Below are 17,500 nucleotides of genomic sequence, written 5' to 3'. Positions count from 1 at the left end.
AGCCAGGATCAAACTCTCCAATAAAGTTAGTTTGTCTAGCATCTAAAAATAAAAATTGACGTTTCACGTTGTTTGTTTCGTTTAGTTTTCAAAGTTCAATATCGCGTTTCAGCGACTTTTATAATTTAACATTTCGCGTTAAATCTGTCAACAACTTTTTTCTTTCGTTCCTGACGACGCTTATTAATTTACCATATTAATCATTTGTTCGTCAACACTTTTTAAAAAAATGCCAAAATAATTTTATCTTGGCATGATATAAAGCTTAATAACCACTAATGCAGCAACACCAGGTAGGCCTAATATACTTGTGATTGTTGCGGTTCCCAAGTTAATTGGAATATGAAAATCAAAATATGTTCCTACAACATTTACGATAAAGAGTAATGCTATCCCTAAAGTAACATGAAAGAGCACTTTTCCTATAAAACGTAACGGCTTAGAAGAAACACCAAAAACAAGAAAGATAAAAACTAAAGTAAGAATACCGACAATAACAACTGTAGAATTCATTTTTTCCTCCTTATGAAAGTGATCTATACATATTTATTTGTATGGGACAAGGCGATAAAAAAGAACATTTACCCTACAACTCCAGTTGTTTTATCTTGTTAATCTTCATTCGAAAACACTTTCTTCATAAAAACCATTAATCTTTCTTTCCAAACGAAGTAACCACTAAATATTTAATAAATAAAAGGTTCTGCTTTTTCAGCAGAACCTTTTACCATTGTTCCATTTTTACAGGACGACGTTTTGCTTCTTTTAACAAGAAGAAATATTTCGCCTCTGCTATTTTCAAAGAACAAAGTACATCTTGAGATGGTTCCACACTTTGTTCAACCATTCTCTTCTGACGTAACCATTCATTCTTCACTTTTTCTAATAGTACAATTAGCTTATCATCATACTCTTTACGCAATTTACCCTTTTTTTGAAAGAACATTTTTGTTTCTCCTCTTATACTTCTCTACGACCTTCTAACGCTTTCGACAGTGTCACTTCATCTGCATATTCTAAATCTCCACCAACTGGCAGACCATGTGCAATACGAGTTACTTTAATACCTGTCGGCTTTAAGAGGCGGGATATATACATCGCTGTAGCTTCCCCTTCAATATTAGGGTTTGTTGCTAGTATCACTTCTTGTACCGTTTCATCATGCAGTCGCTTTAAAAGTTGCGGGATATTAATGTCTTCCGGTCCAATTCCCTCCATTGGAGAAATCGCACCACGTAACACATGATATACACCTTGATACTCTTTCATCTTTTCCATTGCGATTACATCTTTCGGTTCCTGCACAACACAAACAATCGACTGATCTCGATGCGAATCATTACAAATATAACAAGGATCGCGGTCAGTAATATGTCCGCATACAGAACAATACGCTAAATCTCGCTTCGCATTCACAAGTGCTTTTGCAAAACCTAACACATCATCTTCTTTCATATCTAATACGAAAAATGCCAAGCGAACCGCTGTTTTCGGTCCGATTCCTGGCAACTTCATAAAACTATCAATTAATTTCGATATCGGTTCTGGATAATGCATATATCAGTATCCTCCTAGAACATTCCACCTGGTAAGTTTAAGCCTTTTGTAAATTTACCCATTGTAGAGTTTGAAAGTTCATCAGCTTTTTTAAGTGCATCATTCGTTGCAGCTAACACTAAGTCTTGTAACATTTCGATATCTTCTGGATCTACAACTTCTTCTTTAACTTTCACTTCAAGAATTTGCTTATGACCATTTGCAATAACTGTGACCATACCGCCGCCAGCTGTACCTTCAACTGTTTTTTCGCCAAGTTCTTCTTGCGCTTTTGCCATATCTTTTTGCATCTTTTGCATTTGTTTCATCATATTATTCATATTTCCCATTCCGCCACGCATCATAATTAATTCCTCCTAATTATTATTACTCTTTTATTTCAATAAGTTCTTGTCCTACTAATTTTACTGCCTCTTCTATAAGAGGATCTTCTTTTTTCTCTGAGCTTTCTTCAGAATTCTCGCCTTCACGCTGTAAAAAATCTTCACGGATTTTACCCCATTCACTTTTTGGAATGGCAATCATATTTAATCTTTTACTTAACAGTTCAAATAAGGCTTGTTCCACTGTATCCATAGCTTCTCGGTTTTCGCTTGCCATTTTACAGTGAATCTCATATTGAAACGCTAAAACGTAAGTATCATCCGAAGCCGCTACCGGTTCGCTATTTTCTAATAAAACAGCAAACGCTACTTTGTTGTATGATTTGAGTCTTCCTAACAGCTCACCCCACACAGCTTTTAATTGTTCTAAATCCTGACGCTTTGCTTGCTTCAACACTTCATTTACGCGTCCAACAGGAATTTTCATACTCCCTGTACGCACTGGCTTTGGTGTTGCACGTGTCTCTCTGACTTCTTGCTGCACACCAGCCGGCACACCATTCTTTTTGACTTGTTCTAACTCTTTCTCCAATTGCTGCATCCTGTTCATAATTGCTTGTAAACGATCTGCACCGTTCGCTTGCATCATAAACTGTTGACACAGTTGTACCATAACAACTTCTAAGAAAATTCGCGGATGATTTGTCCACTTCATTTCCTGTTGTCCCTTACTAAGAGTATGAATGATTTCATAGATTACTTCCGGTTGCATTTCTTCACTTAACATCCGGAATTGCTCATCTACCATTACTCGTTCCAACATATGTTCCAGTTGTGGTGAGGTTTGATATAAAAGCATATCGCGATAATAGTAAATGAAATCCTCCATAAAACGAACTGGATCTTTCCCTTTACCCATCATCTCATCTATGATACGTAATGCTCTTGATACATCATTTTCACGTATACATTCTACTAAGTTACCTAAGTATTGCTGGGAAACAGAACCTGTCACAGCTAATACATCTTCTGTCGTAACTGTCTCATCACTATAAGATATTGCCTGATCAATAAGACTAAGCGCATCACGCATACCACCTTCAGCGGCACGCGCAACAATTTGTAACGCCTCATCTTCTACTTGCGTACCTTCATTCGTCACAACCGTCGATAATCTCTCAACAATATCATTTACTGATATTTTTCGAAATTCAAAACGCTGGCAACGTGAAATGATTGTAGGCGGAATCTTATGTGGTTCTGTTGTCGCCAAAATAAAGATGACGTGTCCCGGCGGCTCTTCTAACGTTTTTAAAAGCGCATTGAAGGCACCCATAGAAAGCATGTGGACTTCATCAATAATGTATACTTTATATTCTACAGCACTTGGAGCATATTTTACTTTATCTCTAATATCTCGAATTTCATCTACACCGTTATTTGAAGCCGCATCAATTTCTAATACATCTGAAATAGATCCTTGTGTAATCCCCAAACAAGAAGGACATTCATTACAAGGTTCAGCTACCGGAGCATGTTCACAGTTGATTGCTTTTGCAAATACTTTTGCAATTGTCGTTTTTCCTGTTCCCCTCGGCCCAGAAAATAAATAAGCATGTGAAACTTTCTCTTGAAGAAGGGCATTTTGCAACGTTTTTGTCACGTGCTTTTGACCAACTACATCTTCAAATTTTTGCGGTCTCCATGTTCGGTATAACGCTTGGTATGACACGAAAATACGGCCTCCCTCAAAGGTTATTATCTTATTTATTATAACCCATTCTGTTTATAGATTCCAAAAGTTATTTTCTATACAAAAAACCCACCTTAGTATTAAGGTGAGTTTTGTATACATATATAACTGCCGTGCACCTTCTGTCGATTACGTACCATAAGCGTTACTCAAGCAGTTAGCTCGGTTCAGGCACTCCTGCGGCACACGAGAAGACCCGCTTATTGCTGCTTCCTTCCGGACCTGACAAGGTTCACGGGGTCCCGTTGCGCAGGACCCAAACGTCAACACCACTTACTTAAGGCAGACCTTACAGCAGCATAACCTCGAGAAGGGATTCGGCCTCGCTAGAGCGGATTGCGAGTATAGGGCACCGCTACCTCCCCGCTTAGCACGGCAAAGTTAAAACCAATATTCGGTTGCCTTCATTAAAAGGCATTATCAGTATAACTTGTTTTTTTACAAAATGCAAATACGTTAATTCTCGTTACTTTTCTCTAATTTTTTTATTGCTTTTCTTTTTTTACGAAGCTCTCTAAAAAAGTTTGTTAACAAAGTACCGCATTCTTCCTCTAATACACCAGCAACTACCTCGCATTGATGATTAAAGCGTTCATCCGTTAAAAGATTCATCAAAGTCCCTGCACATCCACCTTTCGGATCACTTGCACCATATACAACTCGCTTCACTCGTGATAAAACAATTCCACCCGCACACATCGGACAAGGCTCTAATGTTACATATAACGTCGCATCTTCTAAACGCCATGTCCCTAATTTTTTGCACGCCTCATCAATAGCTAATAACTCAGCGTGAGCTATTGATCTTTGTTCAGTTTCTCTTAAATTATGAGCAACACTAATTACTTCACCATCTAACACTATAACTGCACCAATTGGTACTTCTTGTATTGCCTTTGCTTTTTTAGCCTCTTCTATTGCTAACTGCATAAAATAAATATCTTGATCGTGTTCCATACCATAGTCCTTTCCCTTAAATAAAATACACTTATTTCCATTTACTGCACATGGGATAACTTTTACAAATTCAATCCACCCTAATAAAAAAGAGAGGGGATTACATATGAAGAATGCTGCCTTACTCATTATCGATATGATTAATGATTTTCAATTTTCACACGGGCCCACCCTAGCCAAAAAATGCGAAATTATAACAAACCCTATTTTACAATTAAAGAAAACAATGAAATCCTTTGGCTACCCCATAATTTATGTTAATGACCATTATCAACTTTGGAGATCTGATATTGACCAACTAATTACTCATTGTACAAATGAGTATAGTGAAAATATCATTCATAAGATTGCTCCAAATACTGATGATTACATTTTTATTAAACCACATTACTCTGCTTTTTATGAAACACCTTTAAATTCTTTATTAGGCTATTTAAAAATAGAAAATCTAATATTGACAGGAGTCGCCGGGAATATATGTATCCTCTTTACAGCTAACGATGCTCATATGAGAAATTATACACTGTATGTACCACAGGACTGTATTGCCTCTAATCATGATCAGGATAATCTGCATGCTTTAAAAATAATGGAAGCCACATTAAAAGCAAATATAGTACCGTCATCTCAAATAAAAATTAATTAATACATATATTTATTTTCTAACTTTTTATATCAAATTAACCCGCTCGCTTCCCTCCTGTGCTACAATAATTCTGTTTTGTGTTTTTAGTAGTCACGGTAAATCACTGATTGAAAGGAGGAAACAGCGTGACCGGAGTACCATTTATCACGGTTGAAGGACCAATTGGTGTTGGAAAAACCTCACTTGCGAAGGCAATTTCAACTCACATGCAACTCCACTTACTAAAAGAAATTGTTGATGAGAATCCTTTTTTAGGAAAATTCTATGAAGACATCGACGAATGGAGTTTTCAAACAGAGATGTTCTTTCTTTGTAATAGATACAAACAATTAGAAGATATTAACATAAAGTATTTGAATCAAAGGAAACCAGTAATAGCGGATTATCATATATTTAAAAATTTAATTTTCGCATCCCGTACATTAAAGAATTCTCAATATGACAAGTACATGCAAATCTATCGTATCCTTACACAAGATATGCCTGTACCAAACGTTATCGTTTATTTAACAGCTAGCTTGGAAACATTACAAACACGAATTGCGATGCGCGGAAGAGAATTCGAAAAAAACATGGATCCAAATTACTTACTACAGCTCACAAAAGATTACGAAACAGCAATGGATACTTTTAAAAAGGATCATCCAGATATCCCAGTATTAAAATTTAACGGAGACGATATGGATTTTGTAAAAAATCCTGATGATTTAAACGTCATCCTATCCGCCCTTCAAAATACTCTCTTAAAGGAGTCGGAATAACAATGAATTTAAGGAAAAAATATGATATACCAAATGACGCAGTAATCACTATTGCTGGAACAGTAGGTGTTGGAAAATCAACTATGACAACTGCATTAGCTAACGCTCTAGGTTATCGCACATCATTTGAAAAGGTAGATTCAAACCCGTATTTGGACAAGTTCTATGCTGATTTCACACGCTGGAGCTTCCACTTGCAAGTGTACTTTTTAGCAGAACGATTTAAAGAACAAAAAAGAATTTTTGAATACGGTGGCGGTTTTGTTCAAGATCGCTCTATCTATGAAGACACTGGAATTTTTGCAAAGATGCATCATGAAAAAGGTACAATGACGGAAACTGATTATGAAACATACAAAGGTTTATTTGACGCTATGGTCATGACTCCTTACTTCCCTCATCCTGATTTATTAATTTACTTAGAAGGTTCTTTCGATGATATTGTTGATCGTATCCAAGAACGCGGACGTCCGATGGAACAACAAACACCAATTGAGTATTGGAAAGAGATGCATGGCCGTTACGAAAACTGGATTAATAACTTTAATGCATGCCCTGTTTTACGATTAAACATTAATGAATACGATATTTTAAAAGATGGTGATTCAATTGAACCAATCATTAAAAAAATTGGCCATTTTTTAAAACAAACACGTAAACTTGTAAAATAAAAAACCCGTGCATACGCACGGGTTTTTCTATTAAATTACTTCTTTTTTGTCGGAGCAATAATTTCACTCTCAGGTTTTCCAGCGTTAATACGCTGACGAACAGTACTTGTACTAATATCGTATGTTTCAGCAATCTCTTTAACAGTCATTTCTTTCCCGTTAATCACTGCTGTTAATACTTTACCTGTACGTTTTGGAGCTGCTTCTTTCTTTACAGCTGCTTTTTCAACTTTTTTTGGCGCCTCTACTTTTGTCGCAGTTTGCTTTACATCACAAGTGCAACCACAAAGTTTACGGAATGTATCATCGCTTATAATGCGTGACACATTTGCACCACTGTTTAAAATTCTATTGTTCTTACAGACAGGACATTGTACATAATATAAAGTTTTTCCATCTAAAGGAAACGTTTGTATAATAAGATCCATGTTGACTCCTTTCATATCTATGAAGATAATCATCGGAATATGAGTGTGTAATAAGGACAAAATCGCCTTACACCATACTTTATGATTGGTTTTAAAATAAAAACTCGTTACGTGTTGGTAACGAGTTCTCCAATCTCCACTTATATGCGCTGTTGTCAATTATATCTGGAGGAGGTAGAGGGATTCGAACCCCCGCGCGACTCTCGCCGCCTGTCGGTTTTCAAGACCGATCCCTTCAGCCAGACTTGGGTATACCTCCATATTGACATCAAATATAATATCAAAAGAAAAACAGTTAGTCAACCCTACTAAAATAAATTATGAGGAAAGGAAAATTTTACTTTTCCTCTCCTACATTATAGTACTGACAACGCTCATAATTACCAATCACTCATACCGATGAATGTTTATAAATTTACTTAATAACTGTTTTTCCTCCCATATAAGGGCGAAGAACTTCTGGAATTATAATTGTACCATCTTCTTGTTGGTAGTTCTCTAAAATAGCTGCCACCGTACGTCCAATTGCAAGACCAGATCCATTTAATGTATGAACATGTTCTGGTTTTCCGTTTGGCTCACGACGGAAACGGATATTTGCACGTCTCGCTTGGAAAGCCTCAAAATTACTACAAGAAGAAATCTCACGATATGTGCCATAGCTCGGAATCCATACTTCGATATCGTATTTCTTCGCTGCTGTAAATCCTAAATCGCCTGTGCACATGCTCATAACGCGATATGGCAACTCTAATAATTGTAACACGCGTTCTGCATCATTTGTTAGTTTTTCTAACTCTTCATAAGAATCTTCTGGTTTTACGAACTTGACAAGCTCTACTTTATTGAACTGATGCTGACGAATTAAGCCACGTGTATCACGACCAGCTGAACCTGCTTCAGAACGGAAACAAGAGCTAAATGCAGCATATCGTATAGGCAATTGATCTTTATTTAAGATTTCATCACGATGCATGTTCGTTACAGGTACTTCAGCTGTTGGAATTAAGAAGTAATCTTCACTTTCAATACGGAATGCATCTTCTTCAAATTTCGGAAGTTGTCCTGTTCCTGTCATACTTGCACGGTTTACCATATACGGAGGTAATACTTCTTCGTATCCATGCTCGTCAGTATGAAGATCAAGCATAAAGCTAATTAAAGCACGCTCTAATCTCGCGCCAGCACCTTTATAGAATACGAAGCGGCTTCCTGTTACTTTCCCAGCACGCTCAAAATCTAAAATCCCTAAATCTGTAGCAAGATCCCAATGTGGTTTTGGTTCATAAGTAAATTCTTTCACTTCTCCCCAAGTACGTGCTACTACATTATCATCTTCTGTTTCACCAACTGGAGCAGATTCATGAGGAATATTTGGAATAGATAACATTAATCTTTCTAAATTTTCTTCAACTGTACGAAGTTCATTATCAAGATCTTTTACTTTTTCTCCAACTTCACGCATTTCTAGAATTAGAGCTTCTGCATCTTTCTTTTCACGCTTCAATACAGAAATTTGTTGAGATACTTCGTTACGTTTACTTTTTAGTTCCTCTGTTTGAACAAGTAATTCTCTTCTTCTCGTATCCAGCTCTTCAAAGCGACCAAAATCAGTTAAATCTTCGCCTCTATGCTGTAACTTCGCTTTTACTTCTTCAAAATTTGTACGTAAAAATTTAATATCAAGCATTATATACTCCTCCTTTTATTTTATAAAACACAAAAAACTCCCGTCCCTATATAAAGGGACGGGAGTTAACCCGCGTTGCCACCCTAGTTGAAAGCATTACCGCCTTCCTCTCAAGTAGAAATAACGGCTCTTCACCGGGAATGTTTACTAATCATAAAGATATTCCACATTCCATTCCAGGATGGATTCACAAACTGTTTCTATCGATTTCCACCAACCATCGACTCTCTATAAGAAACGGCATTTGTTACTACTTCCTATCAACACGCTTATTTTATAAAATTGTTACCATCAATTTACTATAATCTTATACAAGTTGCAAGTTACTTAGACAACTTTTTTCATTTTCGCTTCTTTTACCATTTCTACAAAGTATGCTGTGACACGATGATCATCCGTTAATTCCGGATGGAATGAAGCAGCTAAAAACTGATTTTGTTTTACTGCTACCATTCGGTCACCATGTGTAGAAAGTACTTCAACATCATCAGCTACATTTACAACATACGGAGCACGGATAAATACACCAATAAATTCTTCTCCTACACCTTTAATTGAAAGTGCGACTTCAAAGCTATCTTTTTGGCGTCCGAACGCATTGCGTTCTACTGTAATATCCATAGCACCAATATGTGCTTCTTCATAGCCAATAAGTGTTTTTGCAAGAAGAATCATACCTGCACATGTACCAAACATTGGTTTACCAGACTTCGCGAATGTACGAAGTGGTTCCATGAAAGCATACTTATCAATAAGACGGCGCATTGTTGTACTTTCACCGCCTGGTAAAATAAGACCATCAATCTCTTCAAGTTGCTCTACACGCTTTACAACAACAGCTTCTGCACCACTTGCTTCAACTGATTTTATATGCTCACGAACTGCACCTTGAAGACCTAGCACACCGATTTTCACCATTTTAAAGTTCTCCTTCAATTACCATCCACGCTCTTGCATGCGTTGTTCTGGTAATAACGTTGAAATTTCGATACCTTTCATTGCATTACCTAATCCTTTAGAAAGGCTCGCAATTAGTTCGTAATCCTCATAATGAGTCGTCGCTTCAACGATTGCGCGTGCAAATTTCTCTGGATTTTCTGATTTGAAGATACCAGATCCTACGAATACACCATCCGCACCAAGTTGCATCATTAACGCTGCATCTGCTGGTGTTGCTACACCACCTGCTGCGAAGTTTACAACTGGCAAACGACCAAGGCGTTTAATTTCAAGTAGTACTTCATAAGGAGCACCAGTATTTTTTGCATATGTCATTAACTCATCTTCACGTAGACTTGCAACTTGACGGATTTCTACATTGACTTGGCGCATATGACGCACTGCCTCTACAATGTTTCCTGTTCCTGGTTCACCTTTTGTACGAAGCATAGATGCACCTTCTGCAATACGACGTGCAGCTTCTCCGATATCACGGCAACCACATACAAACGGAACTGTGTAATCACGTTTATTTAAATGGTATACTTCATCAGCAGGAGTTAATACTTCACTCTCATCGATATAGTCTACCCCTAATGATTCTAATACACGTGCTTCTACAAGATGACCGATACGGCATTTTGCCATAACCGGAATTGAAACAGCGCCCATAACTTCTTCAACGATTGTTGGGTCTGCCATACGAGAAACGCCACCTGCTGCACGAATATCTGCTGGTACACGCTCTAGTGCCATAACAGCAACTGCGCCTGCCTCTTCTGCAATTTTTGCTTGTTCAGCGTTAATTACGTCCATAATAACGCCGCCTTTTTGCATTTCTGCCATTCCACGTTTTACACGTTCTGTCCCTGTTACATTTGTCATGTTACAAAAACCCCCCTAGGTGAATTGCTTTTCCCCGTTAAAGGCGAAAATTAAGAATACTCTTACATTCTACCACTAACTATCAGATGCTTGTCTACTACTTTTTCATAAAGTCGGTATGAAAAATAGGAATAAGAAAAAGCCCCTACAATGAGGAGCTTTTAAAACCAACCTTTTACTGTATCAACAGCACTATTCCATATACCACTAAAGAAAGAGCCAATTCCGCGCATAGAGCGAGTAAACCAATTCGCTTCCTCTACTGCAGACGTTGTTACAAGATCTATTTGTAATGACTTACCAGATAAAAATCCAGGATCATTCGCATCTTTTGGTGTGATTACCATTTGGCCAAGTGCAGCTCCCTTTTTAATAGGTGCTTCTTGTCCCTTATTTGCTTCTTTTAATTCTGTTTTATAAACATCTTTACTTCCTTTTGGCACTGGAAGTGAAACAGCTTGTTTTGTTTGAACTGCTACATCTTTATCTTTAGCATTTTCTACTCGTACTGTTTCTTGTCCTTTTACTGAAGAATCTTTTTTATACAGTTTCTTCATTTCAAAATTAGCAAATCCATAATCATATAGTTTCTTTGTCTCATCAAAGCGTGCATCACGAGACTTCGTTTTAATAACTACAGAAATAAAACGCATACCATCTTTTTCAATTGTACCAGTGAAGCAATCCCCTGCTTCTGGAGTTGAACCTGTTTTCAGGCCATCTACACCCGCATATACCTTAGATAAACCTGGTAACATCCAGTTCCAGTTAATCATTTCAATTCGATCCGTAGTACCTTCACGGAACGTCTTTTTTGAAATTTTAGCCGTATCTAATGTTTTAGGGAAATCTTGAATAAGGCGTTGTGCTAAAATTGCTACATCTCTCGCAGCCATTTTATTTTCTTCATCCGGAGTTGTTCCTTCAGGATGCTGTCCTTTTAAATCTTTGTTTGTTAAGCCAGTAGAATTTACAAACTTGTAAGTTTTTAATCCAAGCTCTTTCGACTTATCGTTCATCATTTTTACAAAGTCTACTTCTTTTCCAGCAACTGCTTCAGCTAAAGCTATCGTTGCACCATTAGCAGAATAAATTGCCATTGCCTCATATAACTCTTTTACTGTATAAGAATCACCGTTTCGTAGCGGCACATTCGATAATGAACGATCTTGCGAAACTTTATACGCATATTCAGAAACCTTAATTTTTTGATCCCACTTAAGTTTTCCTTTATCCACTGCTTCATGAACTAAATATTCACTCATCATCTTTGTCATACTAGCAATTGATAATAATTCATCTGCATTCTTTTGATATAAAATTTTCCCAGAATTCGCTTCAACTAAAATTGCTGCACCTGCTTCAATGCTTAAAGCAGCTCCTGTTTCTGCTGATGCATTGCTATATGGTAACAACATACTACAAGCTATTGTAAGCATTGTTACTAAAGCAATGAATCTTTTGCAAAACATACCTTTCACTTTTGCTACCCCCAATATCTATGTACTAACATAACCGTTATTCTAACATAATCAAAAAAAAATAGACAGAGATATCAAATCTCCGTCTATTTGTATATAAGACATTACAATGAGTAGTTTGGAGCCTCTTTTGTAATTTGTACGTGATGAGGGTGGCTTTCACGTAAACCAGCACCTGACATACGAATGAATTGTGCATTCTCACGTAAGAATTCTAAATTCTGCGCTCCGCAATATCCCATACCGGCACGTAATCCACCAACTAATTGATGAACTGTATCTGCTAAAGGTCCTTTATATGGTACTCGACCTTCAATACCTTCTGGAACAAGTTTTTTATTTCCTTCTTGGAAGTAACGGTCTTTACTTCCTTTTTCCATCGCTCCGACAGAACCCATACCACGATATACTTTGAATTGACGACCTTGATAAATTTCAGTTTCTCCAGGGCTTTCAGCAACACCAGCAAACATACTACCTAGCATAACAACGTGTGCTCCTGCTGCTAAAGCTTTTACCATGTCACCAGAGTACTTAACACCACCATCAGCAATAACTGGAATACCGTGTTTACGAGCTTCTGTTGCACAATCATAAACTGCTGTTAATTGTGGTACACCCACGCCAGCTACAACGCGTGTCGTACAAATAGAGCCTGGTCCAATACCAACTTTAACTACGTTTGCACCTGCTTCAATTAATGCTTTCGTTGCTTCAGCAGTAGCAACATTTCCAGCGATAATATTTAGTGATGGATATTTCGCACGAACTTCTTTCACTTTATCAATAACACCTTGAGAATGTCCATGAGCTGTATCAAGTACGATTGCATCTACGCTAGCTTTTACTAATGCGTCGATACGAAGCATCGCATCAGCCGTTACACCAACCGCTGCTCCAACTAATAAGCGTCCTTGCTTATCCTTCGCAGAATTTGGGAATTCAATTACTTTTTCAATATCTTTTATTGTAATAAGCCCTTGTAGTACACCGTTGTTATCAACGAGAGGGAGTTTTTCAATTTTGTACTTTTGTAGGATCTTTTCAGCTTCTTCCAGCGTTGTACCAACTGGAGCTGTAATTAGCTTTTCTTTTGTCATTACGTCGGAAATTTTGATTGAGTAGTCTTGGATAAAACGCATATCACGGTTTGTAATAATACCAACTAATTTTCGCTCGTCTAAATTATTTACAACCGGTACACCTGAGATACGGTATTTTCCCATAAGATGCTCTGCATCATACACTTGATGTTCTGGAGTTAAAAAGAAAGGATCTGAAATAACGCCACTTTCAGAACGTTTTACTTTATCAACTTGCTCCGCTTGTTGTTCAATAGACATGTTTTTATGAATAATTCCTAAACCGCCTTGACGAGCCATTGCAATAGCCATATCAGCTTCTGTTACTGTATCCATTCCTGCACTAATTAACGGGATATTTAACTGTAAGCTTTCAGATAAAACTGTTTTAACACTTACTTCTCTTGGTAGTACATCTGACTTTGCTGGTACAAGTAATACGTCATCAAAAGTCAAACCTTCTTTAACAAATTTAGATTCCCACATAATTGTTCCCCCCATGATACCAGAAATTATTATTAGTAGCTTATCAATTGGTTAAAATACTGTCAAGGACGTATATATATGTTAGAATTTTTAGACAATAAAAGGAGCGTAATATATGCATCAAACACATTGTACTTGGCAGCAATTAAGTTTCTTCTTTTCATCTCAAAATGTACAACGTTATCTTGCCCGTTGCTATGAAAAATCCTCCATACAAGATGCTGAAAAAAAAAGTTTCGAAAATTGTTATCCCTTTATTTATTACTTAGAACACGGGAAAAACTATTATGAATTATATAAGGTGGCCCCCTTTTCGATTCAGCCAATGTTATTGTTTTATGGAATGAGTCAACTTTTTAAAGCTTGCTTACTAACTATTGATCCTAACTATCCAGAATCCACTACTGTTTTAGCTCATGGTGTTACGACTCGTAAACGAAAAAAACAGGGGTATCAATTTTTAGAAGATGAGGTGAAGGTACAAAAAAATGGATTATTTACTCATATTGCAGAACAGCTGTTTCACATGAAACACTTAGAAGCAGAGAAGTTTAACATGCTAGATCTAATGGGAAATATTCCTGAATTACAAAATTTATTTCGCTATAGTCAAAGAGGGGCCAATTTATATAAAATCGATTCAACAAATACAAATGAACTTTCCTTTTCGGCCAACATACTAGATCGACTTCATATGACTACAGAAAGATTTTCACGTTACATTGAATCAACTTGTAAGCATTTATCCATACAACATGTCTCCGGGAAAACAGGCGGATCGAATCTGCTTTTTACAGCTCCTATCCAGTCGTGGAACCCTATATATAGTACGCCTTTATACTACGAATATCTTGCTGATACTTATTACTTACCAATTCCAATTGACCCGAGAAATCCTAAACCAGTATTACCTGAACTTCTTGTTCATTATTTATTGCTCTACAATTTAAGTATGATTTCTAGATACGAAACAGATTGGTGGTATGATTTACTTGGGAGCTATGGCTCTGAAGATTATCCATTTATTTATCAATTTCTTACTATTTCTGCTCAAAAAATCCCTTACTATATTTCGTCTTTTTTACTAACAGAACCGAGCCTATTTCATGGGAAATAAAAAAAACACAAGTCAAAAGACTTGTGTTTTTAGTTGCTTGGCGACGTCCTACTCTCACAGGGACAAGGTCCCAACTACCATCGGCGCTAGAGAGCTTAACTTCCGTGTTCGGTATGGGAACGGGTGTGACCTCTCTGCCATCATCACCAAACTATGAAGGCATATTCCTTCAAAACTAGATAACATTTGCTTCATATTATATGGTTAAGTCCTCGATCTATTAGTATTCGTCAGCTCCACATGTCACCATGCTTCCACCTCGAACCTATCAACCTGATCATCTTTCAGGGATCTTACTAGCTTACGCTATGGGAAATCTCATCTTGAGGGGGGCTTCATGCTTAGATGCTTTCAGCACTTATCCCTTCCGCACATAGCTACCCAGCTATGCCCTTGGCAGAACAACTGGTACACCAGCGGTGCGTCCATCCCGGTCCTCTCGTACTAAGGACAGCTCCTCTCAAATTTCCTACGCCCACGACGGATAGGGACCGAACTGTCTCACGACGTTCTGAACCCAGCTCGCGTACCGCTTTAATGGGCGAACAGCCCAACCCTTGGGACCGACTACAGCCCCAGGATGCGATGAGCCGACATCGAGGTGCCAAACCTCCCCGTCGATGTGGACTCTTGGGGGAGATAAGCCTGTTATCCCCGGGGTAGCTTTTATCCGTTGAGCGATGGCCCTTCCATGCGGAACCACCGGATCACTAAGCCCGACTTTCGTCCCTGCTCGACTTGTAGGTCTCGCAGTCAAGCTCCCTTATGCCTTTGCACTCTACGAATGATTTCCAACCATTCTGAGGGAACCTTTGGGCGCCTCCGTTACACTTTAGGAGGCGACCGCCCCAGTCAAACTGCCCACCTGACACTGTCTCCCGGGTCGATAAGACCCGTAGGTTAGAATTTCAATACAGTCAGGGCGGTATCCCACCAGCGCCTCCACCGAAGCTAGCGCTCCGGTTTCAATGGCTCCCGCCTATCCTGTACAAACTGTACCAAAATTCAATATCAGGCTACAGTAAAGCTCCACGGGGTCTTTCCGTCCTGTCGCGGGTAACCTGCATCTTCACAGGTACTATAATTTCACCGAGTCTCTGGTTGAGACAGTGCCCAAATCGTTACACCTTTCGTGCGGGTCGGAACTTACCCGACAAGGAATTTCGCTACCTTAGGACCGTTATAGTTACGGCCGCCGTTTACTGGGGCTTCAGTTCAGAGCTTCGCTTACGCTAACCCCTCTCCTTAACCTTCCAGCACCGGGCAGGTGTCAGCCCCTATACTTCGCCTTACGGCTTCGCAGAGACCTGTGTTTTTGCTAAACAGTCGCTTGGGCCTATTCACTGCGGCTTTCCGTTAAGAAAGCACCCCTTCTCCCGAAGTTACGGGGTCATTTTGCCGAGTTCCTTAACCAGAGTTCTCTCGCACACCTTAGGATTCTCTCCTCGCCTACCTGTGTCGGTTTGCGGTACAGGCACCTTTTATCTCGCTAGAAGCTTTTCTTGGCAGCGGGGAATCAAAGACTTCGCTCCATAAGGAGCTTCCCCATCACAGCTCAGCCTTCACGATAAGCGGATTTGCCTACTTATCAGCCTAACTGCTTGGACGTGCACAACCAATCGCACGCTTCTTCTATCCTTCTGCGTCCCTCCATTGCTCAAACGATAAAGAGGTGGTACAGGAATATCAACCTGTTGTCCATCGCCTACGCCTGTCGGCCTCGGCTTAGGTCCTGACTAACCCTGAGCGGACGAGCCTTCCTCAGGAAACCTTAGGCATTCGGTGGACGGGATTCTCACCCGTCTTTCGCTACTCATACCGGCATTCTCACTTCTAAGCGCTCCACCAGTCCTTCCGGTCTGACTTCACTGCACTTAGAACGCTCCCCTACCACTGATACCATTGGTATCAATTCGCAGCTTCGGTGGTGTATTTAGCCCCGGTACATTTTCGGCGCAGAGTCACTCGACTAGTGAGCTATTACGCACTCTTTAAATGGTGGCTGCTTCTAAGCCAACATCCTAGTTGTCTAAGCAACTCCACATCCTTTTCCACTTAATACACACTTTGGGACCTTAGCTGGCGATCTGGGCTGTTTCCCTCTTGACTACGGATCTTATCACTCGCAGTCTGACTCCTAAGGATAAGTCATTGGCATTCGGAGTTTGACTGAATTCGGTAATCCGATGAGGACCCCTAGTTCAATCAGTGCTCTACCTCCAAGACTCTTACACTTAAGGCTAGCCCTAAAGCTATTTCGGGGAGAACCAGCTATCTCCAGGTTCGATTGGAATTTCTCCGCTACCCACACCTCATCCCCGCACTTTTCAACGTGCGTGGGTTCGGGCCTCCATTCAGTGTTACCTGAACTTCACCCTGGACATGGATAGATCACCTGGTTTCGGGTCTACGACCACGTACTAAACGCCCTATTCAGACTCGCTTTCGCTGCGGCTCCGCCTCTTCAGCTTAACCTCGCACGGGATCGTAACTCGCCGGTTCATTCTACAAAAGGCACGCCATCACCCATTAACGGGCTCTGACTATTTGTAGGCACACGGTTTCAGGATCTCTTTCACTCCCCTTCCGGGGTGCTTTTCACCTTTCCCTCACGGTACTGGTTCACTATCGATCACTAGGGAGTATTTAGCCTTGGGAGATGGTCCTCCCAGATTCCGACGGAATTTCACGTGTTCCGCCGTACTCAGGATACATTCAAGAGAG

General features: G+C 39.2%; 16 protein-coding genes, 1 tRNA gene, 3 rRNA genes, 1 other RNA gene and 1 other annotated feature (2 of these 22 only partly in view). Of the genes, 4 read left to right on the top strand and 17 right to left on the bottom strand.

What is annotated here, in order from left to right:
- The 8 genes from QCI41_RS18085 to tadA all read right to left on the bottom strand — a co-directional run.
- Window positions 1–24 (bottom strand): 16S ribosomal RNA (locus QCI41_RS18085); it reaches 1,528 nt to the left of the window's first position.
- 219 nt (window positions 25–243) lie between these two features.
- Window positions 244–513 carry a pro-sigmaK processing inhibitor BofA family protein gene (locus QCI41_RS18080; RefSeq protein ID WP_001089487.1) on the bottom strand — a complete coding sequence of 90 codons (270 nt, stop codon included), beginning with the start codon at window positions 511–513 and terminating at the stop codon, window positions 244–246.
- Between the two features lie 211 nt (window positions 514–724).
- Entirely contained in the window at window positions 725–946 is a 222-nt protein-coding gene (locus QCI41_RS18075) for a YaaL family protein (RefSeq protein WP_000466020.1), read from the bottom strand.
- A gap of 14 nt (window positions 947–960) precedes the next feature.
- Entirely contained in the window at window positions 961–1,557 is a 597-nt protein-coding gene (gene recR / locus QCI41_RS18070) for a recombination protein RecR (protein ID WP_000559168.1), read from the bottom strand.
- Between the two features lie 14 nt (window positions 1,558–1,571).
- A complete protein-coding gene (locus QCI41_RS18065; RefSeq protein ID WP_170771173.1) occupies window positions 1,572–1,898 on the bottom strand; it encodes a YbaB/EbfC family nucleoid-associated protein in 327 nt (108 codons plus the stop codon).
- 25 nt (window positions 1,899–1,923) lie between these two features.
- A complete protein-coding gene (gene dnaX / locus QCI41_RS18060) occupies window positions 1,924–3,612 on the bottom strand; it encodes a DNA polymerase III subunit gamma/tau (protein WP_215562477.1) in 1,689 nt (562 codons plus the stop codon).
- A gap of 132 nt (window positions 3,613–3,744) precedes the next feature.
- Window positions 3,745–4,009, bottom strand: an RNA gene (gene ffs / locus QCI41_RS18055) — signal recognition particle sRNA large type.
- A gap of 80 nt (window positions 4,010–4,089) precedes the next feature.
- A complete protein-coding gene (gene tadA, locus QCI41_RS18050; protein ID WP_353836961.1) occupies window positions 4,090–4,590 on the bottom strand; it encodes a tRNA adenosine(34) deaminase TadA in 501 nt (166 codons plus the stop codon).
- 106 nt (window positions 4,591–4,696) lie between these two features.
- On the opposite strand from tadA, the gene QCI41_RS18045 reads away from it, so the two are divergent.
- The 3 genes from QCI41_RS18045 to QCI41_RS18035 all read left to right on the top strand — a co-directional run bounded on the left by QCI41_RS18045 (window position 4,697) and on the right by QCI41_RS18035 (window position 6,668).
- Complete coding sequence (locus QCI41_RS18045; RefSeq protein WP_353836962.1) at window positions 4,697–5,236, top strand: cysteine hydrolase family protein; 540 nt, start codon at window positions 4,697–4,699, stop codon at window positions 5,234–5,236.
- A 125-nt stretch (window positions 5,237–5,361) separates the two neighbouring features.
- A complete protein-coding gene (locus QCI41_RS18040) occupies window positions 5,362–5,997 on the top strand; it encodes a deoxynucleoside kinase (RefSeq protein WP_353836963.1) in 636 nt (211 codons plus the stop codon).
- A 2-nt stretch (window positions 5,998–5,999) separates the two neighbouring features.
- Window positions 6,000–6,668 carry a deoxynucleoside kinase gene (locus QCI41_RS18035; protein WP_098095191.1) on the top strand — a complete coding sequence of 223 codons (669 nt, stop codon included), beginning with the start codon at window positions 6,000–6,002 and terminating at the stop codon, window positions 6,666–6,668.
- A gap of 35 nt (window positions 6,669–6,703) precedes the next feature.
- Here QCI41_RS18035 and QCI41_RS18030 read toward each other — a convergent pair whose 3' ends face one another.
- The 7 genes from QCI41_RS18030 to guaB all read right to left on the bottom strand — a co-directional run bounded on the left by QCI41_RS18030 (window position 6,704) and on the right by guaB (window position 13,659).
- Complete coding sequence (locus QCI41_RS18030) at window positions 6,704–7,096, bottom strand: sigma factor-like helix-turn-helix DNA-binding protein (protein ID WP_000364198.1); 393 nt, start codon at window positions 7,094–7,096, stop codon at window positions 6,704–6,706.
- Window positions 7,097–7,262: 166 nt separating this feature from the next.
- Window positions 7,263–7,355 (bottom strand) — tRNA-Ser (locus QCI41_RS18025).
- Window positions 7,356–7,511: 156 nt separating this feature from the next.
- Window positions 7,512–8,786 (bottom strand): serine--tRNA ligase, encoded by a 1,275-nt coding sequence (gene serS, locus QCI41_RS18020; protein ID WP_353836964.1) that lies wholly within the window; start codon window positions 8,784–8,786, stop codon window positions 7,512–7,514.
- 51 nt (window positions 8,787–8,837) lie between these two features.
- Window positions 8,838–9,059: a binding site (T-box leader), on the bottom strand.
- A 54-nt stretch (window positions 9,060–9,113) separates the two neighbouring features.
- Window positions 9,114–9,704, bottom strand: coding sequence for a pyridoxal 5'-phosphate synthase glutaminase subunit PdxT (gene pdxT / locus QCI41_RS18015; protein ID WP_000238774.1), 591 nt, complete (start codon window positions 9,702–9,704; stop codon window positions 9,114–9,116).
- Between the two features lie 18 nt (window positions 9,705–9,722).
- Window positions 9,723–10,610 carry a pyridoxal 5'-phosphate synthase lyase subunit PdxS gene (gene pdxS / locus QCI41_RS18010; protein WP_353836965.1) on the bottom strand — a complete coding sequence of 296 codons (888 nt, stop codon included), beginning with the start codon at window positions 10,608–10,610 and terminating at the stop codon, window positions 9,723–9,725.
- Window positions 10,611–10,771: 161 nt separating this feature from the next.
- Window positions 10,772–12,082, bottom strand: coding sequence for a D-alanyl-D-alanine carboxypeptidase family protein (locus tag QCI41_RS18005; RefSeq protein ID WP_353838818.1), 1,311 nt, complete (start codon window positions 12,080–12,082; stop codon window positions 10,772–10,774).
- Window positions 12,083–12,195: 113 nt separating this feature from the next.
- Entirely contained in the window at window positions 12,196–13,659 is a 1,464-nt protein-coding gene (guaB, locus tag QCI41_RS18000; RefSeq protein ID WP_000264076.1) for an IMP dehydrogenase, read from the bottom strand.
- Window positions 13,660–13,774: 115 nt separating this feature from the next.
- Between guaB and QCI41_RS17995 the strand changes: the two genes are divergently transcribed.
- Complete coding sequence (locus tag QCI41_RS17995) at window positions 13,775–14,776, top strand: YaaC family protein (RefSeq protein ID WP_353836966.1); 1,002 nt, start codon at window positions 13,775–13,777, stop codon at window positions 14,774–14,776.
- Window positions 14,777–14,811: 35 nt separating this feature from the next.
- On the opposite strand, the gene rrf is transcribed toward QCI41_RS17995, so the two are convergent.
- Both rrf and QCI41_RS17985 read right to left on the bottom strand, forming a co-directional pair.
- A 5S ribosomal RNA gene (gene rrf, locus QCI41_RS17990) occupies window positions 14,812–14,927 on the bottom strand.
- A gap of 49 nt (window positions 14,928–14,976) precedes the next feature.
- Window positions 14,977–17,500 (bottom strand): 23S ribosomal RNA (locus QCI41_RS17985); it runs 398 nt beyond the window's last position.

The organism is Bacillus cereus group sp. MG4, from assembly GCF_040460055.1.
GTDB lineage: Bacteria > Bacillota > Bacilli > Bacillales > Bacillaceae_G > Bacillus_A > Bacillus_A wiedmannii.
This window is presented reverse-complemented; position numbering and strand designations above follow the sequence as displayed.